Here is a 26412-nt window from a genome sequence, read left to right on the forward strand (position 1 = left end):
AGATTTTTATATATTATTGGAGAATACAAAATGGCAGCAAAAGACGTTCAATTCGGCGCAGATGTGCGTCAAAAAATGGTTGATGGTGTAAACGTATTGGCAAACGCTGTGCGTGTTACTTTGGGTCCTAAAGGCCGCAACGTAGTATTAGACCGCTCATTCGGTGGCCCACACATCACCAAAGACGGTGTGTCTGTGGCAAAAGAAATTGAGTTGAAAGACAAATTTGAAAACATGGGCGCACAAATGGTTAAAGAAGTAGCGTCTAAAACTAATGACGTAGCAGGTGATGGTACAACAACTGCAACCGTTTTGGCACAAGCCATTGTTACCGAAGGCATGAAATTTGTTACTGCTGGCATGAACCCAACCGATTTGAAACGCGGTATTGATAAAGCTGTTGTGGCTTTGGTGGGCGAGTTGAAAAACATTGCTAAACCTTGCGAAACTTATGAACAAATCGCACAAGTAGGTTCTATTTCTGCTAATGCGGACGAACAAATCGGTAAAATCATTGCCGATGCGATGCAAGAAGTAGGCAAAGAAGGCGTGATTACTGTTGAAGATGGTAAATCATTGGAAAACGAATTGGCTGTAGTAAAAGGTATGCAATTTGAACGCGGCTATTTGTCTCCATATTTCGTGAGCGATATTGAAAAACAAATCGCTGGTTTGGACAATCCTTGGGTATTGTTGTTTGACAAAAAAATCAGCAACATCCGTGAATTGTTGCCTGTATTGGAACAAGTGGCAAAAACCAACCGTCCATTGATGATTATTGCAGAAGACATTGAAGGCGAAGCATTGGCAACTTTGGTGGTAAACAATATGCGTGGCGTATTGCGTACTGCTGCCGTGAAAGCCCCAGGTTTTGGCGACCGCCGTTTGGCAACTTTGCGCGACATCGCTATTTTGACCAATGGTACAGTGATTTCAGAAGACGTTGGTTTGTCTTTGGAAACTGCAACTTTGGACTTGTTAGGTCAAGCAAAACGCATTGAAGTGAGCAAAGATACCACTACAATTATTGATGGTTTTGGTAGCAAAGAAGCGGTTGAGGCTCGCGTAGCTGAATTGCGTAAACACTTGGAAACCACCAACAGCGATTACGACCGTGAAAAATTGCAAGAACGCATCGCTAAATTGGCAGGTGGTGTGGCTGTGATTAAAGTTGGCGCAGCAACCGAAGTGGAAATGAAAGAGAAAAAAGACCGCGTTGATGATGCTTTGCATGCAACTCGTGCTGCGGTTGAAGAAGGTATTGTTGCAGGTGGTGGCGTGGCATTGTTGCGTGCTCGTGCAGCATTGCAAAACGTAGCGACCGACAATGCTGACCAAGAAGCTGGTGTGAAAATTGTATTGCGTGCGATTGAAGCACCATTGCGTCAAATTGTAAGCAATGCAGGTGGCGAAGCATCTGTGGTAGTAAACAAAGTATTGGAAGGCACAGGTAACTTCGGTTACAACGCTGGCAACGATACTTATGGCGACATGATTGCGATGGGCGTTTTGGATCCTGCCAAAGTAACTCGTTACGCATTACAACACGCAGCTTCTATCGCTGGTTTGATGTTGACAACCGATTGTATGATTGCTGATATTCCAGAAGACAAACCTGTTCCTGCTGCGCCAATGGGTGGCGGCATGGGCGGTATGGGTGGCATGATGTAATTCGCACCCGAGTCTAGCTAACTAAATAAAAGGCAGCCTGAAAACTGATTCAGTTTCAGGCTGCCTTTTGTTGTATTGTTATTTAAAATATAGTGAATTCAATTTAAACCAGTACAGCGTTACCAGCTCCCTTATGTATAGTGGATTCAATTTAAATCAGGACAAGGCGACAGCGACCGCCGTGTACACATAGTACATAAGGGAGCTGGCAACGCTGTACTGGTTTAAATTGAATTCACTATACTATGTGTACATGGCGGTTGCTGTCGCCTTGTCCTGATTTAAATTGAATCCACTATAGAAAACATTTTTTCAGGCTGCCCTAAATAAAGCGAAACTGTTAAAATAAGAAAATTTTGCAAAACCTATTCAGGCAGCCTGAAAATGTATGGCATTACTTTTCAGGCTGCCAACATACAGATTTAAAGGAATAAAATGACTCCCGAATTACAACAACGTTATGAAGAAGCGCAACAGCTTTTCCAAAATGCTGAGCTTATCCACAACGAAGCTAAATGTGAACTTGCTTTGCAATGTATGGCAGATGATATTACGCGCGATTTGAGTAATGCTTATCCATTGGTTTTACCTGTGATGGGTGGTGCAGTTGTGTTTACAGGTAAGTTATTGCCATTATTGCATTTTCCTTTGGATTTTGATTACATTCACATTACTCGCTATGGTGATAAATTACAGGGCGGCGCATTTGAATGGTTGCGTGAACCCAAAAATGTTGCAGGACGTGATGTCTTGATTTTGGACGATATTTTGGATGAGGGGCATACCATGCACGCCATTGTGGAGCATATCAGCCAAATGGGCGCAAAATCTTGCCGAATTGCTGTATTTGCTAACAAATTGATTGGTAAAGAAAAACCAATTTATGCAGATTATGTTGGTTTGAACGTCCCCAACCGTTATGTATTTGGTTATGGCATGGATGCAAAAAATATGTGGCGTAACTTGGGCGCGATTTATGCGATGAAATAAAATGTTATCTATTCATTTAATCAATCATTTACTACAACAAAATCCCGAAGTATGTCAACAATTATCGGGTTACAACGGTATTGTCATTGCCATTAAAACAGGCAGCCTAAATATTGTTGGGCGAATCAATCAACACGGTTTATTGGACAGTACGCGCAAGCCAGCTAGTACTACGCTGATTTTGCATGATGATGCGCTGCCCAAAATTTTGCAAGGACAATTCCCCACTTTGAATGATTTGGCGATTGAGGGCGACATGGAATTGGGCATAGGTATCATGATGCGCTGCGCCCAGTTACGTTACACACCACAGCAAGATTTGCGCCGTATTTTTGGCGATGAAACGGTGGAACGTGTCGCCCAAAAAACCGAAAAAGTAGGGCGGATTTTGACTGTTTTAGGACAAACTTTAATGTTTCAGGCTGCCTCTATTGCGCCAAGTCGTGAGCAACAGCAATTAGCTGACCAACTGGCAGCGTGTACTGATGCGTTGAATGCGGTTCAAAATCAATTAGAACAAGCCAATCGCCGTTTGGACGAAATGGAACGGCAGTTGAAAATGTATGATGTAGATTGATGTTTATTTTCAGGCTGCCTGAAAATTTAGGAGAATAAATCAATGGTCAAAAACACATTTTTTCCGTGTGATGAAATCTCATTAAGTAAAAATATTTGGGGCTGTACTAGATAACTAGAACAAATCCTGCTTTACTAATTGTTTTAAAATGGAAACCTGAACTTTTATCTCACTGTTGTTAAAACGCCATTCGCATTCCTTCAAATACAGCTCAAAATGCTCTTTGGATATGCCATTAAACTTACGTAAATGGCGCTTTGCTTGACTCCAAAAGTTCTCAATTCCGTTAATATGATTTTGTCGTTCCGCAAAATGTGTGCTGTGATTGATGCGAAAATGGCTAAATTCACTCACATCAAGCACATCATAACTTTTGTAACAATCGGTATAAACAATGCTGTCAGGCTTCACTTGCTCACAGATTATCGGCAATAAAGTGGCGGTTTGTGTATTGGGTACAGCAACGGTGTAAACTTTGCCATTTCGCTTCAAAAGCCCGAATACAGCTACTTTGCCAGCTGCACCGCGACCGTGTTTGCCTTTACGTTGTCCGCCAAAATAGCTTTCATCAACTTCTACTTCGCTATCAAACATTTCCAGATGTGGGCTGTTATGATAGATGAGTAGACGTAAACGATGGAAGTAATAGGTGGCTGTGTTTTTTTTATTAATACTAACTAATTGTGCTGCTGTGCGTGCGGTAACGCCTGCAACAAACAGCTCAATGAGTTTATTTTGTTTGTACTGACTTAAACGACTTTTTTTCATAGGGATTATTCTAACCTGAAATTAGATTTCCCTAGTTATCTAGGACAGCCCCAAATATTTTTAACAATGATTATATAGGTTCAAAATTGTGCTGAAATGTAACAATATCTCAAATTATTGGGTTTGGAATAAAATGCAGTTTCAATTCTAGAGTACACATCACATACTATTTTCCCAAAAAATTGGGAATTTGGATGCGTGGTATGTGTTATATATTGTTTTTCAGGCAGCCTGAAAAACGATGTCAATCTCAATGCCCCATTTTGGAAAACAAATTGATGACTACTACGCCACTCACTATCATCGCCATGCCCAAAATGGCAGCCAAATCAGGCTTTTGCCCAAACACAGCCCAGCTAATTAACGCAGTCACCACAATGCCCACGCCCGACCAAATTGCATACACAATTCCCACAGGCAACACCCGAAATACCAGCGACACCAAATAAAACGCTACACCAAATGCACACATCGCTGCCAGCGTAGGAACCAGTTTGGTAAAACCATCACTGTGTTTGAGCATGGTGGTGCCGAAAATCTCACAAGTAATTGAAATAGCTAATAAAATCCAATGATTCATTTTATCTCCTAAAAATATGAACATAGAATTTTAATGTCTTTCTGCAGCCAATCACAACTTTGATAAAATGTGGTATTTCAATACAGAATTTTTCAGGCAGCCTGAACCGATGAACACCGATAAAATCCCATTTCCCCATAAAATGCTGAAAGGGCAATTTGCCCTGCTTTCGCCTTTGGCAGACGCGTTGGCAGTCCAATTAAGTGTTTCTTTACAAGCATTTGAGTTGGATAATGAAATCCACCATTTAATCATAGACGCGACTTTAAATGATGTGTTGCCGTCCGCTTATTTGCGCGATGTGGCGGATTTGGATTTGCGTTTTTCGCGTCAAGAAAATGGCTGGCTAGACGAAAATGACGATGAACCCGAACGCACATTGGACGCGAGCGTTTACCTGTTTGGGCGACATCAAGTGATTGAAATCCAATTATTAAAATTTTTCCGAAATCGCGCACAAAATGGATTGACTTTGTTGCTAAAAGGCGTGTTGTGTTTTGAATATGAAGGCAATACGGATTATGCGGATACAGATTTTGTGTTAAATATGCCTGTTTATTCATCGGCAATTTAGGTTTTCAGGCAGCCTGAAAAATGTAGAGGCAAAATCGTTTTAATTACCTAAAATTTATGGACTTTCAAGCAGCCTGAAAACAATTTATTTTTCCAAAACAATCGTTTCGCCATCTTTCGGAATGATGACTTTATCTTGGATTTTTTCGCCAATCACAAATTTACGCATATCATCGCGCGTTACGGCAGTATGATTAACCGTGTCCATGTGAACCGTGATGATTTTGGCTTTGGGTGCAACTTGGGTGGCTTTTAGCACATCGGGCAAGCCCATAATAATGCTGTCGGCAATACCATTAATTCGCGCATAGCCCGTGTTCATAATCAAATAATCGGGATTGAATTTGTGCAAAGCCTTGTTCACTTCGGCAGTCCAAATTGTGTCGCCCATGATGTAAGCCGTTGCATGACCGTCTTTTTTCATGACCACGCCCATGGCTTCGCCCAATGATTTGGCAAGTTGTGGATTGGCATACATTTCAATCGTGCCATGTGAACCGCCTGTTTTATGCAATTCCACGCCATTGAAAATTGCTTTACCGTTAATCACTTGCACATTTTTAAAACCTTGTGAACGAATTAACTGGGCATCGTCTTCATGTTGCGTGAAAATGGGCAAATGTTTGGGAATGGCGTTTTGCGCGGTTTTGTCCCAATGGTCTTCATGGGCGTGGGTAACAATGACAGCGTCCACGCCTTTGACAATTTCGCGTTCCGACATGGGCAAATCCACGAGCGGTTGGCGCAAATGGCTGTTGAACGTACCGTCAAAACCCGACATCGCGCCTTTTTTGGCGAAAAATGGGTCAATCAGGAAAATTTGTCCTGCATATTCCACTTTGGCGGTGGCATTGCGAATGTGTTGATAGCTGTCCGCCCAAGCATTCAGGCTGCCTGAAAACAAAATGGCGGCAAAAGCGATGGGTGTAAATTTCATTTTATGGTTTCCTTATTGATTAAAAAAACAAAATTGTAGCCGTGCCAATCATCTGTTTACAGCGTAAAATCCACGAAATCATCGCCCAAAACAGAGAAATTGTAAGAAATGAAAAAATTTGACGACAAAATCAGCCTAGCCATTTTGCAAACCTTGCGCCAAAACAGCCGCATAAGTTGGCAAGAATTGGGCAAAAACGTGCATTTAAGCGGACAAGCTGCTGCCGAGCGTGTAAAACAAATGCAAGAACATGGCGTGATTGACGGTTTTACCATACGCGAAAACCGTCCGCGCCATTTGATTGGCGTGATGATGAAACACACGAATTTTCAATTATTTGAGAATTGGCTTATCCAAAATCCGAATGTGGAAAGCGTGGACAAAACCAGTGGCGATATTTGTTATATGATTGTTTACGTTACGGAAAATTTGGCGGAATTGGAACAGTTTTTAAATGAATTATTGCAGCATGGCGCGTACCGTTTAAACAGCAGCATTCGGCGTGTGAAATGAATTTCAGGCAGCCTGAAAAATACTGACTATCGTAATGCAAAGGAATCCCAAATGTATATTTTAGACAAGCAAGATAAAAAATTAACCGCCATTCAAAATACCACATTTTCAGATTTAGGTTTAAAAGAACGCCAAGATTTGCAGAAATGGATAAACCAAACACCCGCAGTTTTAGGCGAAGAATTGTTGATTATTCAAGAAGAATTTGATGAGTTTGATAAAACTAGGGAGCGTTTGGATTTACTGGCTTTGGACAAAAACGGTAATTTAGTCATCATTGAAAATAAGTTAGATGACAGTGGGCGCGATGTTACTTGGCAGGCTTTGAAATATGTATCTTATTGTTCCAGTTTAAATAAACATGAAATTGTGGATATTTTTCAAAGATATATAGACAAATACAAACTTGAATTGAATGCTCAATCAGAAATCTGTGCATTCTTGGAAGCCGATGATTTTGAAAGCGTTATTTTAAATCAAGGATTTGGACAGAGACTGATTTTGGTCGCGCATGAATTTCGGCAAGAAGTAACCAGTACCGTTGTATGGTTGCGCGAAAATGGCATAGACATTCGTTGTGTTCGTATTATTCCTTATATTTTGCAACAAAATGGTCGGCAAGAAATCATCATTGATATAGACCAAATTATCCCCGTTCCCGAAATTGAACAATATCAAATTCGGCTAGCACGAAAAGAAGTAGAAGAAAAACAATCCAGTACATCAAAATTAAATGCTGCCAATCTGTATTCTGAATATTGGTCGTTGCTTTTAAAAACTGCCGATGAGCAAGGTTTTACCTTATTCAAATCAAGAAAAAGCAGTAATGAGCATGCGTTACATGTTACTTCTGGTGTAGCCAATATTACTTATGCCTTTGTTTTATTAAAAAATTCAGCAAGAGCAGAGTTGTATATGAATCATTCAGATGCAACAGTTAATAAACAGCATTTTGATTTTTTAGCAAATTATAAAGCTGAAATTGAAGCCAGTTTTGGTGAAGAACTGAACTGGGAGCGTTTAGATGACAAAAAATCGTGCCGAATTTGCGTTGTGGGTCATTTTTCAAGAGATGACCGTTCAGAATGGGAAACAGTAATAAATTGGCATATTTCGCAAATGAAAAAATTAGAGCAAGCGATTAGCCCCTTTTTGAAACAACTGTCTAAATAATTGTTTCAATATGGTTTCAGGCAGCCTGAAAATGCAACCAAAAGAAAAAACCATGAATTTCAAAAAATTAACTTTATTACCCATTTTATTGATTTTAAACGCTTGTCGTGCCGAGCCGAATTTTGTCGCGCAATCGGAACACGCGCTGCCTGAAATCCGCCGCTTGGCGAATGATGAAACGAATACACCTTTGGTACGGAACGGTTTTGTTGCGTATGGCGATGATTGTGGTTTTGGCAAACATCAAGCTGGGCAAGATTTTTACCCTTTGAAGCTGTGTTCCGTTCCACAAAGTTTGCTGTTGGCAAACGAAATTCAAGAATTGCCCGTTTTGCCTGATGCTGTACCGATTATATTTGAAAACAAGGTCTTGTATCTTGGCAACCCCGACAGCGAAACCTACCCACACGGCGTTTTAGGCGACACGATTGAAGCGAAAACGCTCTACACTTTGGAGGCGCAAACGCTGAAACCAGCCGCAGCCGCGTTCAGGCTGCCTGAAAATTTGGTTTTTGAAAACAACACGGTAACGCTTTGGGGCGACAAAGTCGTGGCGGTTATTTCGGGCGGTGGCGCAGGGGCGCGCGTGGCGGTGTTGGCATTGACAAACGGACATTGGCAAATTGTCGCGGAAAGTGCGCCTTTGCCGAACAACCGTTGGCAATCGCCCTTTGTGTTTCAAAATCAACTGTATGCGGTGCAAATGCCGCATTTGCGTGGGCGATTGGTGCGCTACGAAATGCAAGGCAAGCATTTGATTGAACAGGAATTGGGCGACGGTTTCAGCAACCACGAAATCGGCTCACGCGAAACGCAAATCGCGGCAATTTTGCCCAATTACGCGCTGATACCGCAAATGGATTTGCGCCATGTGGTCGCGCTGGACGGTTCAGGCAGCCTGAAACGGCTCGCGCCCGAATTGCCCGCCAAAATTGTTCGCAGCGCGGTGCAAAATCGCACGGCATATTTTTTGTTGGCAGACGGCAGCGTGTGGGCGTGGTCGCAGCCTTGATGAATAACGAATTTTGCAAGCATTTTCAGGCAGCCTGAAAACTCAATATTGAATAAAATGATTAGGAAAAACATGAGTTATATTGCTAATTTCGCCAATTTAAAATGGCACATTACCAATCCGTCAGAATTAAAATCCGCAACGCTTGATAATGTTAGAAAATGTGAGCAACAAATTGGGCATCAATTTGAACAAAATTACATTGATTGGATAACTCAATTTGGGAGCGGTATTTTTGGTGGAACTTATGTGCGTTTGTTTTCGCCAAATGAAATTGCTCAAACGCATTTTGAACGCATTGAACGTTATCAAGAATATTATTTTTGGGAAGACGGTGCGGCTGTTTTGAGTAAAGAACACGTTTTGCAATCTGTATGCGTGGGCGATACCTTTTCAGGCGATGAGTTGATTTATGTGAATGGCGAATATTATATTTTGCCAAGAGATGAAGAAATCATTTATGCGGTCGGCAAGAAATGTATCCAAGCGATTGAATGGCAATTAATTCACAATATTTCCAATGCTCCTGATGAAGAAACAGGAGATTATGGACATTGCGATGAAAATGGGGCGTATTATTTTGAAGCTGGCGATTTTTAAATGAAATATAGTGAATTCAATTTAAACCAGTACAGCGTTGCCAGCCTGTACACGGTGGTCGCTGCCGCCTTGTCCTGATTTAAATTGAATCCACTATAATATTCAGGCTGCTTTATCTTAAAATATAGATAAGGCAGCCTGAAAACTTATTTTTCGTGATATTCATGAAATTCGTAATTGTACGAAATTTCTTTGCCTGATTTTTCTTGTGTTAAATAATCGTGATACACCGCTTTGATTTCTTTACGTAATAGAAACAAAGCAATCAAGTTAGGCAGAACCATCATGCCGTTGAAAACATCTGATAAATTCCAAACTAAATCCACTTTGCCCAACGTACCCAATACAATCGCCAACAAAACCAATCCGCGATAGATTTTTAAAAACTTGCCTTTAAACAAAAAACGGATATTGGATTCACCAAAATAATACCAGCTAATAATTGTCGTAAAGGCGAAGAACGTTAAGCAAATTGCTAATAAACTGCCACCCCAATGACCAAATGCAATGACAAAGGCTTGCTGCGTTACGGCAGCACCTTGTAAGCCAGATGTATTTGCGCCCGTCATTAAAATAATCAATGCAGTCATGGAACATACTATCATAGTATCAATGAAAATACTGATAAATGCTGCCATGCCTTGCAAGGAAGGGTGTGCAACATTGGCGGTTGCGTGTGCATGTGGCGTTGAACCCATACCTGCTTCGTTGGAAAACAAACCTCGTGCTACACCGAAACGAATGGCTTCGCGTATGCCTATCCCTGCTGCGCCACCCAATACGGCTTGTGGATTAAAGGCTGCCACAAAAATTTGTTGCACAATGCTGCCGAGATGTTCGGAAAATTGCAACAAAATAAGAATTGAACTCAAAATATAGATAATCGCCATAAATGGCACGATAAATTGCGCGAAACGGGCTATGCGATTGATGCCACCAATAAAAATAGCCCCAGCTGCTACCGCAAGGAAAATGCCGACCACGATAGCAGGAATTTCAAATGATGCTTGCACTGCGCTGGCAATGGAATTAGCTTGTACTGCATTACCAATAAATCCCAGCGCGATAATCAAGGCGATAGAAAAGAAGCCTGATAAAAATCGCGCATTTGTTCGCCCAATTTTGTTGGTTAAACCATGGGTAATGTAAAAAGCAGGGCCGCCAATGTATTTACCATGACTAACCACACGATATTTTTGTGCCAATACTGCTTCGGCGAAAATAGTCGCCATACCAAAAAATGCAGATACCCAAATCCAGAAAATAGCGCCAGGCCCCCCCGCAATGATAGCCGTTGCCACACCTGCCACGTTCCCTGTACCGATTTGTGCTGAAATGGCAACCGCTAATGCTTGAAATTGCGACAAGGCTTGATGGTCTTTTTCCCCTTTGTTTTTGCTAAACAAGCCACCAAAGACCGATTTCATGCCTGTGCCGAATTTAGTAATTTGTGGCGCACCTAAATATACGGTAAAAAATAAGCCAATCCCCACTAAGGCATACATGAGGATATAGCTCCATAGAACGGTGTTGATGCTGTCTACAATGTGTGCAAATGTTTCTTGCATAAATACCTCTGTTTTTATTGTAAAATTTTGTTTATGAAAAGGGTTGCATCATAGCTGATTTTTACAATGTAGTGGCATTTTATTTGGATTATTTGCTGGCAGAAATAGCCATATCATGCTAAATCTGATTTTGATTTTATGATTTTTGATTTAAATAAAGTTTTTTATCACAAAATAATAGGCAGCCTGAAAAATAGTTTTCAGGCTGCATTTGAATTTATAACAATTTTTGAATATCTGTCTCTATTTCAAATGGGGTAACGCTCGGTGCAAAACGTGCGACAACTTCTCCTTCACGATTAACCAAGAATTTGGTGAAATTCCATTTAATATCCGAACCTTCGCGAGTTTCACCCAATGATGCCAATTTTAACAGCAAATCTTTGAAAATGTGATTACCCGTATCTTCGGGTTGCTGTTGTTTCAAATAAACATATAAAGGATGCGCATTTGCACCATTCACATCAATTTTGTTGAAAATGGTAAATTCTGTACCAAATTTCATCTGACAAACTTGCGCATATTCTGCGCCATTTTCAGGTGCTTGTTCGCGGAACTGGTTGCAGGGGAAATCCAAAATTTCCAAACCTTGTTCACGATATTTAGCGTACAATTTTTGCAAATCCTCATATTGAGGTGTTAAGCCGCAGCGAGTGGCGGTATTAACCAAAAGCAAGACTTTACCACGATAATCTGCCAAAGATTTATCTTCGCCTTGTGCTGTTTGCAGGATAAACTGATAAATAGGTGCCATATTTTTTCCTTATAAAAAATAATATGAATAAGGCAGCCTGAAAATATTTTCAGGCTGCCTTTTTGTAAACAAATTATGGTTTACGCAATGAAATCACGATAGCTGCGCTGCGGTTTTTCCAGTTAATTGGAATCACAAATGAGCGGTCTTTGCGTGGCAACAAGATTTCATCTGGTGCACCGCGCAATACGATTGGTACAGAAATTTCAAATTCTTCACCAAATTCACTACGAGCATTACCTGCAATCGTGTTAGCTACTTCACCAACCAAGTCAATCATGAAAGACTCAGTAATTTCACGTTCGCCCATCAAAATTAACAAGCGTTCCAATAATTCTTTTGGCGCAGTGAAGTATACGATACCTTTATTTTTACCAGAAATCGCAATCACACCTGTGAAGTCTTTTGCAGAAGGAACGGTGTTTTCAACCAAATAAGGTGTGCCAACAACCAACTCCTCTGGATCCATCACTTGGTGGAAGTACTTTTGTACGCCTTCCAAGAATACTTGTAATTTTTCTTCTTTCATTTTTTAGTTTCCTTCTAACATTTCATCAAGAGCTTCGAATAAATCTTCATCAGTAAATGGTTTACAGATAAAACCACGTGCACCCAGTTGCAAGGCTTTAATGCCTGTTGCTTTGTCTGACAATGCTGAAATAACCAAAATGTTGGCACTTTCATCTAAATTAGTCAGTTCGTAGATGCATTCCAAACCATCCATTTTTGGCATGGTCAAATCCATTGTAACTACATCTGGGCGGTGTTGTTTATATAGTTCAACAGCTTCCAAACCATTAGTTGCCGTTGCTACTACTTCAAAATCCATACGTGTTGAACCGCGAGTAATACGGTTACGAATCACGTTGGAATCATCAACAATCATTAATTTTCTAGCCATAATATTCTCTATTTTATAAATTAAGTTAATCGGTTATTTTTTGGGGAAAGTAAAGCTAAAACGAGTGTAAGAGCCTGCGTGTGTTGATACACCAATTTTACCACCCAAAGCAGAAACACGGTCTTTGATAATATCTAAACCTACACCGCGACCTGCATCTTCAGTTGATTTATCCAAAGTGGAGAAACCTGGGCTGAAAATCAATGCTAGTAACTCTTTATTACCCAATTGAGCAGCTTCTGCCTCGCTATATTTACCGATGCGAACAGCTTTAGCACGAATAGCTTCGTAATCTAAACCTTTACCATCATCTTCTAATACTAGTGAGAATTGGTTACCTTGGTCTAACAATTCCATGCGAACATGGCCTGTTGCCAATTTGCGTCTGCTTTGACGTTCTTCTGGGGTTTCAATCCCGTGTACGACTGCATTACGCAATACTTGCACCGCAATTTCACGAATAACCGAATCTGTGGTTTCGTCTTTGGTTTCTTCTACACCAACGTAGCTGAAGTCAACACTTTTATTATTACGTTGTGCCAGGTCTGATACAAACTTGGTATAGTAATTGGCTAAAGTGTGTGCTTCACCAGAGTGAGCTGAATGTATAGGACCACTACCACCCAGACGTGATACTAAGTCTTCAATGGTTTGTGTCAATTTCATTAACTCATCCAAGTGAACTGCCAAGCCCAAGAAGTGTTCACCTGACAATGAAGGTACTTTTGACAAGCGATTCAACTCATTTTCCAAGTTTTCTGCTAGCACTGTGAAACCATGTAATTTCAAGGTTGATGCCTCACCTTTCATACTGTGTACTTCACGGAACATAGTGTTCACTTTGTCGCGCAATTCAGGTTGGCGTTCACCAGGTGCTTTCAATACGTTGTTGATATTGGTATTACGGCGTTTTACGTTGCGTACGAAATCATCAACCAAACGACGGTCTGCTTGCAAAATGGTACTTAACATTTCCAATTGAACGTCATTTTGTTCACGTTCTTGTTCAATGCGTTGCTCCAGCAATACCGCATCGGTTACGTCTGACACACCAACCAATACACGAGAAATATCTGTACCGTGATATACGCGGTTAAATTTGAAGTCCAAGTAACGTGTATCATTTTTGTCGCGACCTGGGATATTCACTGGCTGACGAGTCAATGGGTTCAAGCTGGAAATCAAACGTTCTTTGGTACGTTGGTTATACAACTGTCCAATGAAAGCGTGAGTTGTATTCAAATCTTCATCAGAAATCATACCACTCAAAACGTCCATCAAGTTTTTACCACCCAAGTTGGTTTGACCCACCAAGTTTTCCAACTCTTTAGAGTATTGAGAACCAATGTTCAACTCACTGTCCAACAGGAACAAACCTGTATTCACCGTATCCATAATCTCTGTGGTTTCACGACGTGCTGCTTCTGCTTCTCGGTCAGATGCTACCAATTTTCGTACGAAGTATACCAAGAACAAAATCAGGTATAACAGCGCAATTGCAATACCCACAGTTTGTAGTGTATTCAAGAAAGAAGAACGACTTTGAATAGTTCTTTGCAAACTTTCCAAAACAGATTCTGTCGCTTCATTTACGACTACACCTTGAGCTTGGGCTTGTAATACAGCCAAGTCCAAAGAGGTTGAAGTAGCAGTTGGTGAGGTTGCAACTTTTAAATAGTTATTTACTTCATTAGATAATGAAGTCCAAGAAGTTTTGACTGTAGCCAAATTTTTTGGATTGTCACCATCTCGTACTGCAGAAATATTTACTTCTGTAGTATTACCTTTGAACGAACCACCGTTTTGTAAGGCTGTTAAACTGCGTTCCCAAGTATCTTGAGATTCGTTTAATGTTTTCAAAGTAGTTTGCATGTGTGGACTGTTTGGGTCTTCACCATAAGACAGCTTTAAGCTCAATAGAGATTGCATCAATTTGTGCTGAGCTTGGTGTAACTGCTCTGCTACATAGTGTTGGTCAGTATTCTTTTGCACTTGAGAAGACAGGTAGATAGAAGTACCCATCAATGCGGTAATGAATACCAAGAAAATACTAATGGACACAATCATGCCATAGTACCGCGACAAACCACTGCCGCTTAGTTTATTAAGTGAAATTTTACTCATGGGTTCATAACTCCATACCTTAGTTATAAAATATAAATATTTGAAGAAATTTATATTGGAAATATGTTTTTACACAAAACGCAATGTAAAAACGGCTTAATTTGGAATCGAGTCATTATATTTCAAAACATAATCATACTAAACAGGTTTTCCTAGATTCTCTTTAAATCTGTGTTATATGTGTTTTGAAAATACAACGATATGGTATTTTCAGGCAGCCTGAAAAAATTACGCAAAATGCAAAACCGCAGATGTGTATACATTTTGTACATCATCCAAACTTTCCAACGCATCAATCAATTTTTGCATTTTTTCCGCTTCTGTGCCTTCTAGTTCAGTGGTGTTTTGCGCACGCATAGTTACATCGCCATCTTCTGATTTAAAACCAGCTGCTTCCAAAGCTGTTTTAATGCTTGCCCATTCGGTTGGCGCAGTAATTACTTCAATGATGCCCTCATCATCTACAATCACATCTTCCGCACCTGCTTCCAATGCTGCTTCCATCAATGCATCTTCATCCACATTGGTAAAAACCAAATAACCTTGATGAACAAAGTTAAACGCCACGCAACCATCTGTCCCTAAATTACCACCATTTTTGGTAAACGCATGGCGTACATCTGCAACCGTGCGCGTTTTATTATCGGTCATGCAATCCACCATAACTGCTGCACCACCAATACCATAGCCTTCATAGCGCAATTCAATGTATTCCACGCCTTCTAAATTGCCTGTGCCTTTGTCAATCGCGCGTTGGATATTGTCTTTGGGCATATTATTGTCCCAAGCTTTGTCCATTGCCAAACGCAAACGTGGATTAGAAGCAGGGTCGCCACCACCCAATTTTGCTGCTACGGTAATTTCCTTAATCAGTTTGGTAAAAATTTTGCCACGTTGCGCATCAGCGCGTGCTTTTTTATGTTGAATATTCGCCCACTTACTGTGTCCAGCCATCTTCAAAAACTCCCAATAAAATAACGATGAAATAAACGGCTTATTTTAACATATTTTTATACAAGCAAAGTGTAGGCAGCCTGAAACTTAACAAATGACAGCCTGAAAAAAGGTTTTCGCAAATTTGCTTGACGATATTGTGATGTTTAGATTATATTTCGCGTTTAAATTTAGTAAAACTTAACGGAAGAATTTGTGTTTGCAGTTGTTCGCTTACAATTTATTACACTGCTGCTCGCATCGCCGCTTTGTTTTGTTTTTTATGGTTTTCAGGCTGCCTTATCATTTGCATTAGGCTGTTTGTCTTATACAATTCCCACAGTTATATCGGTACTAATTTTAAAACTTTCGCGCAAACAACCAGAACTTGTTGGTGTTGGATTTGTTGCATCGGAAGGTTTAAAAATAGTACTGGCTTTAATTTTGATGACCGCATCAGTTGTTTTATACAAAGAAATACGATTTCTTCCTTTTTTTTGCGGTTTATTAATTGTCAGTCATTTGATTTTATTATACATTATGAAAGTTCATCATTATGGCAAGTGAAGTATTGACCCCTGCCGATTACATTAAGCACCACTTACAAAGCTTAACCAGTTTGTCTGATGTAACCGAAGGGCAAGGTTTACAAAATATTGCAGACTTTTCATTCATCAATTTAGATGCAATTTTCTTTTCTGCGCTATTGGGTATATTGGGTAGTTATATTCTGTATCGTGGAGCGCAAAAAGCCACTTCTGGTGTGCCAACGCGTTTTCAGGCTGCCGTAGAAATTTTGTTTGAATTTGTGGATGATATGTGTAAAAGTATCATTCATAATGAGAAATCACGCAAAGCAGTTGCGCCTGTCGGCTTAACTTTGTTTGTGTGGATTTTCTTAATGAATGCAATGGATTTGCTGCCAGTGGATTTGTTGCCACGCGTATTTCAAGGTATGACAGGTGAGCATCATGCTTTGTTACGTGTTGTGCCGACAGCAGATTTAAATACTACTTTAGCAATTGCAATTGGTGTATTGCTGATGTGTATTTATTATAGTATTAAAATTAAAGGTTTAGGTGGTTGGGGGCATGAATTGATTTCTGCGCCATTTGGTGCAAATGGTGCGGTTGCTAAAATCATTTTGATGCCAATTAATTTTGTTATGAATGTTTTGGAGTTTTTCTCCAAAACCGTTTCGCATGGTATGCGGTTATTTGGTAATATGTATGCGGGCGAATTGGTATTTTTGTTGATTGCATTGCTTGGCGGTGCATGGGCAAGTACAGGTAGTGTTAGTTTACTTGACCCTATTTTGTTTATTTTCCATATTCTTGCTGGTTTGGCGTGGGCAATTTTCCATATTTTGGTAATTACGCTGCAAGCATTTATTTTCATGGCTTTGGCATTTGTTTATATTGGTCAAGCTCATGAACATCACTAAAGATTAGATTTGTTGTTTTATTTTAACCTTTCTTTAAACTAGGAGTTTTACCATGGGTTTAGTTGCTATTGCATGTGGTCTGATTGTTGCATTGGGTGCGTTGGGTGCATCTATTGGTATCGCAATGGTTGGTTCTAAATATTTGGAATCATCTGCGCGTCAGCCGGAGTTGATTGGTCCATTGCAAACCAAATTATTCTTGATTGCAGGTCTGATTGATGCGGCATTCTTGATTGGTGTGGCTATTGCATTGCTGTTCGCTTTCGTTAATCCATTCAGTGGTGCATAATAATTTGACCAAAACGAATTGTTTGATTAACCCCTGAACGAGGGCAAGTAAAGTGAATTTAAATGCAACCTTAATTGCGCAGTTAATCGTGTTTTTGGGTTTGTGTTGGTTTACACTCAAATTTGTGTGGCCACCCATTGCCAAAGCACTTGATGAACGTGCGGATAAAATCGCAGAAGGTTTGGCTGCTGCTGAACGCGGTAAAAGCGATTTTGAGCAAGCAGAGAAGAAAGTTGCAGAACTCTTGACCGAAGGTCGTAACCAAGTTAGTGAAATGGTTGCGAATGCAGAAAAACGTGCTGCACAAATTGTGGAAGATGCCAAAATTCAGGCTGCTTCTGAAGCTGCGCGTATTACTGCACAAGCAAAAACCGATGCTGAACAAGAAATCAATCGTGCACGCGAGGCTTTGCGTGAACAAGTTGCATTTTTGGCGGTTAAAGGTGCGGAATCTATCTTGCGTTGCGAAGTGAATGAAAAACAGCATGCTCAGATGTTGGGTGCCTTAAAACAGGAGCTGTGATCTTATGATAGAGTTCGCAACCGTTGCTCGTCCTTATGCCAAAGCAATGTTTGAATTGGCAGAGGCAAAAGAGCAAACTGAAAGCTGGTCTGAAGGTCTTCAGCAACTGGCTTGGCTGGTTCAGCAACCCAAAGTAGCTGCATATATCAATCGTGTTGATGTAGAAGCTGATGATAAAGCAAAAGAGCTTATTCATTTGTTGGACAAGATCCAAGCAACAAAAAGTGTTGAATTCAAAAATTTTATTCATGTGGTTGCTAGTGAAAAAAGACTTGCTGTACTGCCGAATATTTTTGAATTGTATAAAGAGTTTGTTTTGGCAAAAAATAATACCAAACAAGCTACTATCTATACCGCTTATGCCGTTGCGAGCGAAGGTCAGCGTGCCAAAATCATCAGTGATTTAGAGCAGCATTTTCATGTTCGCTTACAGGCTAATTTTATTACCGAACCTGATTTAATTGGTGGTTTAAAAGTAGTTGTAGGTGATCAAGTGTTAGATTTGTCGGTGCAGGGTAAATTGCAAAAACTGTACGCGACTATGACAAATTAGGAGGATTTCATGCAGATTAATCCTGCTGAAATCAGCAATTTGCTGAAAGCGAAGATTGAAAAATTAAACACCAAGCAAGAGGCTCAAACCCGTGGTACAGTCATCTCTGTAACCGATGGTATCGTCCGTGTTTATGGTTTGTCAGATGTGATGCAAGGGGAAATGTTGGAATTTCCAAACAACACGTTTGGCTTGGCAATGAATTTGGAGCGTGATTCGGTCGGTGCGGTAGTGCTGGGTGAGTATGGGCACATTAAAGAAGGCGACGAGGTGAAATGCACAGGTCGTATTTTGGAAGTGCCAATTGGTCGTGAATTGGTAGGCCGTGTAGTTAATGCTTTGGGTCAACCTATTGATGGTAAAGGTCCTATTAATGCAGCAGAGACTGCACCTATTGAGAAAATTGCTCCAGGTGTAATTGCACGACAATCTGTTGATCAGCCTATTCAAACAGGTTTAAAAGCGATTGACTCAATGGTGCCAATTGGTCGTGGTCAGCGTGAGTTGATTATTGGCGACCGTCAAACGGGTAAAACAGCCGTTGCATTAGATGCGATTGTCAACCAAAAAGGTACAGGGGTCATTTGTATCTATGTAGCAATCGGTCAAAAAGCATCATCTATTGCCAATGTTGTGCGTCAATTAGAAGCACAAGGTGCTATGGAGCATACTATTGTTGTTGCAGCGACTGCATCAGAAGCTGCTGCATTACAATACATTGCACCTTATTCAGGCTGCACTATGGGTGAATATTTCCGTGACCGTGGTGAAGATGCATTGATTATTTATGATGATTTGTCTAAACAAGCCGTTGCTTATCGTCAAATTTCATTGTTGTTGCGCCGTCCACCAGGTCGTGAAGCTTATCCAGGTGATGTGTTCTACTTACACTCTCGTTTGTTAGAGCGTGCTGCACGCATCAATCCAGAAGAAGTAGAAAAATTGACCAATGGTGAAGTTAAAGGTAAAACGGGTTCATTAACTGCATTACCAATTATTGAAACGCAAGCTGGCGACGTTTCTGCATTCGTGCCAACTAATGTAATTTCTATTACAGATGGTCAGATTTTCTTGGAAACTGATTTGTTTAACTCTGGTATTCGTCCCGCAATTAACGCAGGTATTTCAGTATCTCGTGTAGGTGGTGCAGCACAAACCAAAGTGATTAAGAAATTAGGTGGCGGTATTCGTTTGGCATTGGCTCAATATCGTGAATTGGCTGCGTTTGCGCAATTTGCATCAGATTTGGATGAGGCAACACGCAAACAATTGCAACACGGCGAAGTGGTCACTGAATTAATGAAGCAAAAACAATTCAGCACCCTGAGCGTAGCAGAGATGGCTTTGACTTTATGGGCAATTAATAATGGTTCATATTCAGATGTTCCTGTATCAAAAGCACTGGGATTTGAAGCAGAATTCTTAAACTATGTGCGTACACAACATCCTGATACATTACAAGCCATTGATGTTTCTGGTGCATTGAGCGATGAAAATGAAGCTGTGTTAGCGGAAGCTATCAAAACTTTTAAGACTTCGTACAGCTACGCTGCTTAAAGATTAGCATAGAAGGAGTCTTAAAAAAATGGCAGTTGGAAAAGAGATTCTTACCAAGATTCGGAGCGTACAAAATACGCAAAAAATCACTAAAGCAATGCAAATGGTATCAACCTCTAAAATGCGCAAGACTCAAGATCGAATGCGCCTAGCGAGACCTTACGCCGACCAAGTTCGGTTGGTTATGAATCGCTTGGCGCAAACGAATGCCGATCATGGCATCAAACTGTTGGAAGAACATCAAGCTAAAGAACGTGTTGGATTTATTTTAATTACCAGCGATAAAGGTTTGTGTGGTGGTTTGAATGCTAATGTATTGAAAAAATTCTTTGCACAAGTTCAAGAATACCAAAACCAAGGGATTGGTGTAGAGGTGGTGTGTTTGGGTAGCAAGGGTTTATTGGCTTGTCAGCGCATTGGTTTAAATGTTATTGCAAGTGTAACTAATTTGGGTGATACACCTAAAATGGAAACCATGTTAGGTGCACTAACAGAAATTTTTCAGCGTTATGAAAAACACGAGTTGGATGTTATTCATTTAGTTAGTTCGCAATTTGTCAATACCATGAAACAAGAGCCGCGTTCAGAAATTTTGTTGCCAATTGGCAAAGAGATTTTGAATGAAAACAATGGTGGTCAATATAATTGGGATTATAAGTATGAACCAAGCCCCATTGTTGTGTTGGAATATTTGGTAAGACGTTATTTAGAATCTGTGGTTTATGAAGCATTATGTGAAAATATGGCGGCAGAACAAGCTGCGCGTATGGTAGCAATGAAAGCTGCTACTGATAATGCAGGTAATGCTATCAAGGAGTTGCGTTTGGTATACAATAAATCTCGCCAAGCAGCAATTACTACAGAATTGTCAGAAATTGTGGCAGGTGCGGCGGCCGTTTAAGGCAGCCTGAAATGTCAAAATAGATTAGGATACGATAATGAGCCAAGGCAAAATCGTACAAATCATTGGTGCGGTAGTGGATGTAGAGTTTCCACGAGATGCAATTCCAAGTATTTACGATGCATTGAAACTAGTGGATGTTGATTTAACTCTTGAAGTACAACAACAATTAGGTGATGGCATTGTGCGTACCATTGCAATGGGTACAACAGATGGTTTGAAACGTGGTCTAGTAGTTGAAAATACAGGTGCGCCAATTACTGTGCCTGTGGGTAAAGCAACTCTAGGTCGCATTATGAATGTATTGGGCGAACCTGTTGATGAAGCGGGCGATATTGGTGCAGACCAATTCCGTGCTATTCATCAGCCTGCACCTAAATTTGATGAATTATCCAGCGCAACTGAATTGCTGGAAACAGGCATTAAAGTGATTGACTTACTTTGTCCATTTGCCAAAGGTGGTAAAGTAGGTTTATTCGGTGGTGCAGGTGTAGGTAAAACCGTAAACATGATGGAATTGATTAATAACATCGCCAAAGCCCATAGTGGTTTGTCTGTATTTGCAGGCGTGGGCGAGCGTACTCGTGAAGGTAATGACTTCTATCACGAAATGAAAGATTCCAATGTGTTGGACAAAGTGGCAATGGTATATGGTCAGATGAACGAACCACCTGGTAACCGTTTACGTGTTGCCTTGACAGGTTTGTCTATGGCTGAGCATTTCCGCGATGAAAAAGACGAAAACGGCAAAGGTCGTGATGTATTGTTCTTTGTAGATAATATTTATCGTTACACATTGGCAGGTACAGAAGTATCTGCATTGTTGGGTCGTATGCCATCTGCGGTGGGTTACCAACCTACGTTGGCTGAAGAAATGGGTCGCTTGCAAGAGCGTATTACTTCTACGCAAACAGGTTCTATTACGTCTATTCAGGCTGTGTATGTACCTGCGGATGACTTGACTGACCCATCTCCAGCAACTACATTCGCTCATTTGGATGCAACAGTTGTATTGAGCCGTGATATTGCCTCTTTAGGTATTTACCCTGCGGTAGACCCATTGGATTCCACTTCTCGTCAATTAGACCCAATGGTTTTGGGTCAAGAGCATTACGATGTGGCGCGTGGCGTTCAATCTACTTTACAAAAATACAAAGAGTTGCGCGATATTATTGCCATTTTGGGTATGGACGAATTGTCTGACGAAGATAAACTGGTTGTTGCGCGTGCGCGTAAAATCCAACGTTTCTTGTCGCAACCGTTCCACGTTGCGGAAGTATTTACTGGCTCACCTGGTAAATATGTTTCATTGCGTGATACGATTGCAGGTTTCAAAGCCATTTTGAGTGGCGAATATGACCACTTGCCAGAGCAAGCATTCTATATGGTGGGTGGCATTGAAGAAGCTGTTGAGAAAGCGAAAACTCTAAATTAAGGAGACTGGCATGAGTGTCATGCGCGTTGAAGTGGTAAGTAACGAGGAAAGCATTTATTCTGGGGAAGCCAGCTTTGTAGTTGTGCCAACTGTTAATGGTGAACTCGGTATTTATCCGCGACATGAGCCAGTAATGAGTTTGGTGCGTGCGGGTGCATTGCGCTTGACTGTGCCAAATTCAACTGAAGAAGTGCTGGTTGCGGTTTCTGGTGGTATTTTGGAAGTGCAGCCTGATTCAGTCATGGTATTGGCGGACGTTGCTGTTCGCAGTACCGAGATGGATCAGGCTCGTGCGGAAGAAGCTAAACGTGCTGCTGAAAATCGCTTGTCGCAAGCAAAAGATGGTGAATCGCAAGCAAAAGCACAAGCTGCATTAGCAGTGGCGATTGCAGAGTTGAAGACTTTGGATTACTTGCGTAACCGTAAAAAATAAGCAAATATAAAATAAAACGACTATTCAAATGAATAGTCGTTTTTTTGTTTTCAGGCTGCCTAATCTTGAAAGGCAGCCTGAAAAGATGGTTGCAATTATTCCACTTCCACTGCCCGCGCACCCAATAATGCCACCAAATCATTCATCAATTTGGGTGTCCGCACAATACGCCAATTTGCGCTGGGTATCAACTCGCCTTTGGCTTGTGCATTTTGATAAAACAAGCGTAATGAAACTTTATCTTGTGGCTCGCCTTCGGTATGAGGGCGCAGCAAATCTGCCAATGCTTGTATATCGTGTTCAGGTTGCAAATACAATTTCAGGCTGCTGCCAAATTTGGTACGCAAATCAGCTGCTGTAAAAACATCATCAGCATTGATGCGTAATCCACCTTCGGCGTTAAATGTGTCTTCACGCACACGACAGCGGCACAATAATACTTGGTCGGCTTTCAATACTTCGCGTGGCAAAGTATCCACCAATTCGCCGCGCACAATCACTTCTTGTTTACCCGATGTGTCTTCCAATAAAATCGCCACCATTTTGCCATTTTTGGTCATAATCGTGCGTACCGATGTGGCAAAACCAGCTAGCAAGACAGAATTTTGTTGTGGGCGTAAACTCGCCAGTTTGGTTGGCGCATATTTACGCACTTCTTTTTCATACGGCGAAAAAGGGTGACCACTCAAATAAAAACCGATGACAGTTTTTTCTTCTGCCAACTGTGTGGCTTCGTCCCACGCGTTTTCAGGCTGCATTTGAATGTCATCAATCGCATCATCAAACATATCAAATAAACCGCCCTGATTGGCATGATTGGATTTTTGTTCTGCACTTTGTAACGCTAATTCCACATTTGCCAATAACATCGCTCGATTGGGTTCAATGCTGTCAAAAGCACCGCCACGAATCAAAGCTTCAATGGTGCGGCGATTGATGTGTTGTTTGCCCACGCGTTCGCAGAAATCAAACAGATTTTTGAAATTTCCGCCCGATTCACGCGCCGCGACAATAGATTGTACCGCCGCTTCGCCCGTGCCTTTAATCGCACCTAATGCGTAGCGAATTTGTTTATTGGCATTGGGCATAAAACGGTAAAACGATTCATTCACATCAGGTGGTAGAAATGTGATGCCGTTGTCTTTGGCGTCATCGTAAAATATTTTCAATTGGTCGGTATTATCCAACTCGCTGGACATGGTTGCCGCCATAAATTCGGCAGGATAATGTGCTTTGAGCCATGCAGTCTGAAACGATACATAGGCATAAGCCGCCGCGTGCGATTTATTGAAACCGTAGCCTGCGAATTTTTCCATATAGTCAAAAATTTCATCGGCTTTTTCGCGAGTAATGCCTTGTTTTGCTGCACCTTCGGCAAAGATTTCGCGGTGTTTGACCATTTCTTCGGGTTTTTTCTTACCCATTGCACGGCGCAATAAATCTGCGCCACCCAGTGAATAACCCCCAATCACTTGAGCAGCCTGCATCACTTGTTCTTGATACACCATAATGCCGTAAGTCGGCTCTAAAACAGGTTCCAGCAAAGGATGTAAATATTCAAATTTTGCGCCTTTCATACGCACCACAAAATCGGGAATATTTTCCATTGGACCGGGGCGATACAGCGACACAAACGCAATCAGCTCTTCAAATTTGGTGGTGTGCGCCGTCATCAACATTTTTTTCATGCCAGCCGATTCAAACTGGAAGACGGCAGTAGTATTGGCATCACGGAAAATTTGATACGCGGCTTGGTCGTCCAAAGGCGCAATGTTTATATCATTAACATCAATGTGTTTGCCTGTTGTTTGCTTGATGAAGTTTTGCGCCATTTCAATAATGGTCAGATTGCGTAAACCCAAAAAGTCAAATTTAACCAAGCCAATATCTTCCACATCGCCCTTGTCGTACATGGAAACAGGCGAAGCATTCTCATCGGCTTGATACACGCCACAAAAATCGGAAATTTTACCGGGGGCAATCAACACGCCACCTGCGTGCATACCCAAGTTGCGCGTTAAATCTTCCAATTTCATCGCCAAATCCATCAATTCCCACGCTTCTTCTGCGTCCAGAATTTGACGGATTTCGGGTTCTACTTCCAATGCTTTTGCCAAATGCACAGGTTTATTGGCTTCTATTGGAATCAATTTGGACAAACGGTCGCACAAACCAAACGGCAGTTGCAAGACGCGCCCCACATCGCGAATCACGGCTTTGGACGACAAGGTACCAAAAGTAACGATTTGGCTAACCGCTTCTTTGCCGTATTTTTCGCGCACATATTCAATCACGCGCCCGCGATTGGCTTGGCAGAAGTCAATATCAAAGTCGGGCATGGAGACGCGTTCGGGATTCAAAAATCGTTCAAACAGCAGCGCGTATTTGAGTGGGTCAAGGTCGGTAATTTTCAGCGAATACGCCACCAGCGAACCTGCTCCCGAACCACGCCCTGGCCCAACAGGACAGCCATTCTGTTTTGCCCAGTTGATGAAGTCTTGTACGATGAGAAAATAACCTGGAAACCCCATTTGGATAATCGTATCCAATTCAAAATCCAAACGTGATTGATATTCAGGCATTTTTTCCGCACGAACGGCTGCATCGGGATACAGCATTGCCATGCGTTCTTGTAAGCCTTCATTTGCCAAATGGGTCAAATAATCGTTTAAATCCATGCCATTGGGCGTGGGAAAATCGGGCAGGAAATTTTTGCCCAGCGTGAGTGTGAGATTGCAGCGTTTGGCGATTTCTTCGGTATTGGCTAATGCTTCGGGAATATCGGCAAAACGCTGCGCCATTTCGTCTGGCGAGAGAAAATATTGACTGGTTTCAAAATCGTGCGGACGTTTTTTGTCTGCCAATACCCAGCCACCTGCGATGCACACACGCGCATCGTGGGCTTTGTAATCATCGGCTGTTAAAAATTGGGTTGGATGCGTGGCAACAACGGGCAAATCCAATTCGGCGGCTAATTGAAGGCAGCCTGAAACACAGGTTTCCCATTCGGGTTTTTCAGGCAGCCTTTGTAATTCCAAATAAAATGCATCGGGAAACCATGCGGCATATTTTTGTGCGGCAATACGCGCTTGTTCGGTATTGCCGTTTAAAATATGTTGTCCCACTTCGCCCATTTGTGCGCCCGATAAACACAATAATCCGCTATTATCGCCATTGCTTAACCAATTTTCATTGAATTGGGGCAGCGACAAATGGCGGTCTTCGTGTTCGTGTGCATAGGTCAGCAATTCGTTTAGGCGCGTGTAACCCTGTCCATTGCGTACCAATAATATGGCGCGATAAGGATTTTCAGGCTGTTCTTTGTTTTCTATGCGAACATCTGCACCAATAATCGGTTTAATGCCTGCTGCGCGACAGGCTTTGTAGAATTTGATGAGACCAAATTCGTTCATCAAATCGGTTAGCGCAAGGGCAGGGATGTTGAGACTGGCGGCGTGTTTTACCAGTTCTTTGATGCGGATAATGCCGTCTGTGATAGAAAATTCGGAGTGATTACGCAGGGGAATATACATGGTTTCAGGCTGCTTTTTTGCATATGAAATAAAATGGGGCTTATTTTATCATGCAAGCATAAAAGGCAGC

At 41.4% G+C, this 26412-nt stretch carries 27 protein-coding genes; 17 read left to right on the forward strand and 10 right to left on the reverse strand.

The genetic code is table 11. From position 1 onward, the window contains the following. Positions 1–30: 30 nt before the first annotated feature. The 3 genes from groL to MIS45_RS02150 all read left to right on the forward strand — a co-directional run bounded on the left by groL (position 31) and on the right by MIS45_RS02150 (position 3238). Positions 31–1671, forward strand: a complete 1641-nt coding sequence (gene groL / locus MIS45_RS02140; protein WP_249449001.1) for a chaperonin GroEL — start codon at positions 31–33, stop codon at positions 1669–1671. 435 nt (positions 1672–2106) lie between these two features. Continuing rightward, complete coding sequence (locus tag MIS45_RS02145; protein ID WP_249444431.1) at positions 2107–2661, forward strand: hypoxanthine-guanine phosphoribosyltransferase; 555 nt, start codon at positions 2107–2109, stop codon at positions 2659–2661. Position 2662: 1 nt separating this feature from the next. Further along, positions 2663–3238, forward strand: a complete 576-nt coding sequence (locus MIS45_RS02150) for an SCP2 sterol-binding domain-containing protein (RefSeq protein ID WP_249450858.1) — start codon at positions 2663–2665, stop codon at positions 3236–3238. 114 nt (positions 3239–3352) lie between these two features. Here the strand turns inward: MIS45_RS02150 and MIS45_RS02155 are convergent, their stop codons facing one another. After that, positions 3353–4006: an IS1595 family transposase gene (locus MIS45_RS02155; RefSeq protein ID WP_249450859.1), complete on the reverse strand. Its 654-nt coding sequence runs from the start codon at positions 4004–4006 to the stop codon at positions 3353–3355. Positions 4007–4256: 250 nt separating this feature from the next. Beyond that, positions 4257–4586: a DMT family transporter gene (locus MIS45_RS02160; RefSeq protein WP_249450860.1), complete on the reverse strand. Its 330-nt coding sequence runs from the start codon at positions 4584–4586 to the stop codon at positions 4257–4259. 67 nt (positions 4587–4653) lie between these two features. On the opposite strand from MIS45_RS02160, the gene MIS45_RS02165 reads away from it, so the two are divergent. Further along, the gene (locus MIS45_RS02165; RefSeq protein WP_249450861.1) at positions 4654–5160 is read left to right on the forward strand and encodes a hypothetical protein; all 507 of its coding nucleotides are present in this window, start codon (positions 4654–4656) and stop codon (positions 5158–5160) included. An 84-nt stretch (positions 5161–5244) separates the two neighbouring features. Here the strand turns inward: MIS45_RS02165 and MIS45_RS02170 are convergent, their stop codons facing one another. Continuing rightward, positions 5245–6096, reverse strand: coding sequence for an MBL fold metallo-hydrolase (locus MIS45_RS02170; protein WP_249444435.1), 852 nt, complete (start codon positions 6094–6096; stop codon positions 5245–5247). Between the two features lie 108 nt (positions 6097–6204). Here MIS45_RS02170 and MIS45_RS02175 point away from each other — a divergent pair, with 108 nt between their 5' ends. The 4 genes from MIS45_RS02175 (at position 6205) to MIS45_RS02190 (ending at position 9394) form a co-directional block, all read left to right on the forward strand. Then, positions 6205–6609, forward strand: a complete 405-nt coding sequence (locus tag MIS45_RS02175) for an Lrp/AsnC family transcriptional regulator (protein WP_249443024.1) — start codon at positions 6205–6207, stop codon at positions 6607–6609. A gap of 51 nt (positions 6610–6660) precedes the next feature. Then, positions 6661–7782, forward strand: a complete 1122-nt coding sequence (locus MIS45_RS02180; protein WP_249444436.1) for a DUF4268 domain-containing protein — start codon at positions 6661–6663, stop codon at positions 7780–7782. Between the two features lie 31 nt (positions 7783–7813). Then, positions 7814–8794 carry a hypothetical protein gene (locus MIS45_RS02185; RefSeq protein WP_249444437.1) on the forward strand — a complete coding sequence of 327 codons (981 nt, stop codon included), beginning with the start codon at positions 7814–7816 and terminating at the stop codon, positions 8792–8794. 72 nt (positions 8795–8866) lie between these two features. After that, positions 8867–9394 carry a hypothetical protein gene (locus tag MIS45_RS02190; protein ID WP_249444438.1) on the forward strand — a complete coding sequence of 176 codons (528 nt, stop codon included), beginning with the start codon at positions 8867–8869 and terminating at the stop codon, positions 9392–9394. A gap of 146 nt (positions 9395–9540) precedes the next feature. Here MIS45_RS02190 and MIS45_RS02195 read toward each other — a convergent pair whose 3' ends face one another. The 6 genes from MIS45_RS02195 to MIS45_RS02220 form a co-directional block, all read right to left on the reverse strand. Beyond that, positions 9541–10962 carry an alanine/glycine:cation symporter family protein gene (locus MIS45_RS02195; protein ID WP_249444439.1) on the reverse strand — a complete coding sequence of 474 codons (1422 nt, stop codon included), beginning with the start codon at positions 10960–10962 and terminating at the stop codon, positions 9541–9543. Positions 10963–11179: 217 nt separating this feature from the next. After that, a complete protein-coding gene (locus tag MIS45_RS02200) occupies positions 11180–11716 on the reverse strand; it encodes a glutathione peroxidase (RefSeq protein WP_249444440.1) in 537 nt (178 codons plus the stop codon). A gap of 73 nt (positions 11717–11789) precedes the next feature. Beyond that, entirely contained in the window at positions 11790–12245 is a 456-nt protein-coding gene (locus MIS45_RS02205) for a chemotaxis protein CheX (protein WP_249443031.1), read from the reverse strand. 3 nt (positions 12246–12248) lie between these two features. Beyond that, complete coding sequence (locus MIS45_RS02210) at positions 12249–12617, reverse strand: response regulator (protein ID WP_249443032.1); 369 nt, start codon at positions 12615–12617, stop codon at positions 12249–12251. A 33-nt stretch (positions 12618–12650) separates the two neighbouring features. Beyond that, complete coding sequence (locus MIS45_RS02215) at positions 12651–14741, reverse strand: ATP-binding protein (RefSeq protein ID WP_249450862.1); 2091 nt, start codon at positions 14739–14741, stop codon at positions 12651–12653. Between the two features lie 228 nt (positions 14742–14969). Then, a complete protein-coding gene (locus tag MIS45_RS02220; RefSeq protein ID WP_249443034.1) occupies positions 14970–15695 on the reverse strand; it encodes a YebC/PmpR family DNA-binding transcriptional regulator in 726 nt (241 codons plus the stop codon). Between the two features lie 195 nt (positions 15696–15890). Between MIS45_RS02220 and MIS45_RS02225 the strand changes: the two genes are divergently transcribed. The 9 genes from MIS45_RS02225 to MIS45_RS02265 are packed head-to-tail and all read left to right on the forward strand — an operon-like array spanning position 15891 to position 22809. Continuing rightward, positions 15891–16241, forward strand: coding sequence for an ATP synthase subunit I (locus tag MIS45_RS02225; RefSeq protein ID WP_249443035.1), 351 nt, complete (start codon positions 15891–15893; stop codon positions 16239–16241). Then, entirely contained in the window at positions 16231–17118 is an 888-nt protein-coding gene (gene atpB / locus MIS45_RS02230) for a F0F1 ATP synthase subunit A (RefSeq protein WP_249443036.1), read from the forward strand. Before MIS45_RS02225 ends, atpB begins: the two co-directional genes overlap by 11 nt. A 52-nt stretch (positions 17119–17170) precedes the next feature. Then, the gene (gene atpE / locus MIS45_RS02235; protein WP_249443037.1) at positions 17171–17407 is read left to right on the forward strand and encodes a F0F1 ATP synthase subunit C; all 237 of its coding nucleotides are present in this window, start codon (positions 17171–17173) and stop codon (positions 17405–17407) included. Positions 17408–17459: 52 nt separating this feature from the next. Next, complete coding sequence (locus MIS45_RS02240) at positions 17460–17930, forward strand: F0F1 ATP synthase subunit B (protein WP_249450863.1); 471 nt, start codon at positions 17460–17462, stop codon at positions 17928–17930. Between the two features lie 4 nt (positions 17931–17934). Next, on the forward strand, positions 17935–18483 hold the full coding sequence (locus tag MIS45_RS02245; RefSeq protein ID WP_249450864.1) for a F0F1 ATP synthase subunit delta: 549 nt from the start codon (positions 17935–17937) through the stop codon (positions 18481–18483). A 9-nt stretch (positions 18484–18492) separates the two neighbouring features. Further along, a complete protein-coding gene (gene atpA / locus MIS45_RS02250; RefSeq protein WP_249450865.1) occupies positions 18493–20040 on the forward strand; it encodes a F0F1 ATP synthase subunit alpha in 1548 nt (515 codons plus the stop codon). A gap of 28 nt (positions 20041–20068) precedes the next feature. Next, on the forward strand, positions 20069–20941 hold the full coding sequence (atpG, locus tag MIS45_RS02255; RefSeq protein WP_249450866.1) for a F0F1 ATP synthase subunit gamma: 873 nt from the start codon (positions 20069–20071) through the stop codon (positions 20939–20941). Positions 20942–20978: 37 nt separating this feature from the next. Beyond that, positions 20979–22376, forward strand: coding sequence for a F0F1 ATP synthase subunit beta (atpD, locus tag MIS45_RS02260; RefSeq protein WP_249443042.1), 1398 nt, complete (start codon positions 20979–20981; stop codon positions 22374–22376). 10 nt (positions 22377–22386) lie between these two features. Next, positions 22387–22809 (forward strand): F0F1 ATP synthase subunit epsilon, encoded by a 423-nt coding sequence (locus MIS45_RS02265; protein WP_249450867.1) that lies wholly within the window; start codon positions 22387–22389, stop codon positions 22807–22809. 95 nt (positions 22810–22904) lie between these two features. Here MIS45_RS02265 and dnaE read toward each other — a convergent pair whose 3' ends face one another. Beyond that, positions 22905–26342, reverse strand: coding sequence for a DNA polymerase III subunit alpha (gene dnaE, locus MIS45_RS02270; protein ID WP_249450868.1), 3438 nt, complete (start codon positions 26340–26342; stop codon positions 22905–22907). Positions 26343–26412 lie beyond the last annotated feature (70 nt).

Origin of the sequence: Wielerella bovis, from assembly GCF_022354465.1 — a bacterium.
In the GTDB taxonomy this organism is placed as follows: Bacteria; Pseudomonadota; Gammaproteobacteria; order Burkholderiales; family Neisseriaceae; genus Wielerella; species Wielerella bovis.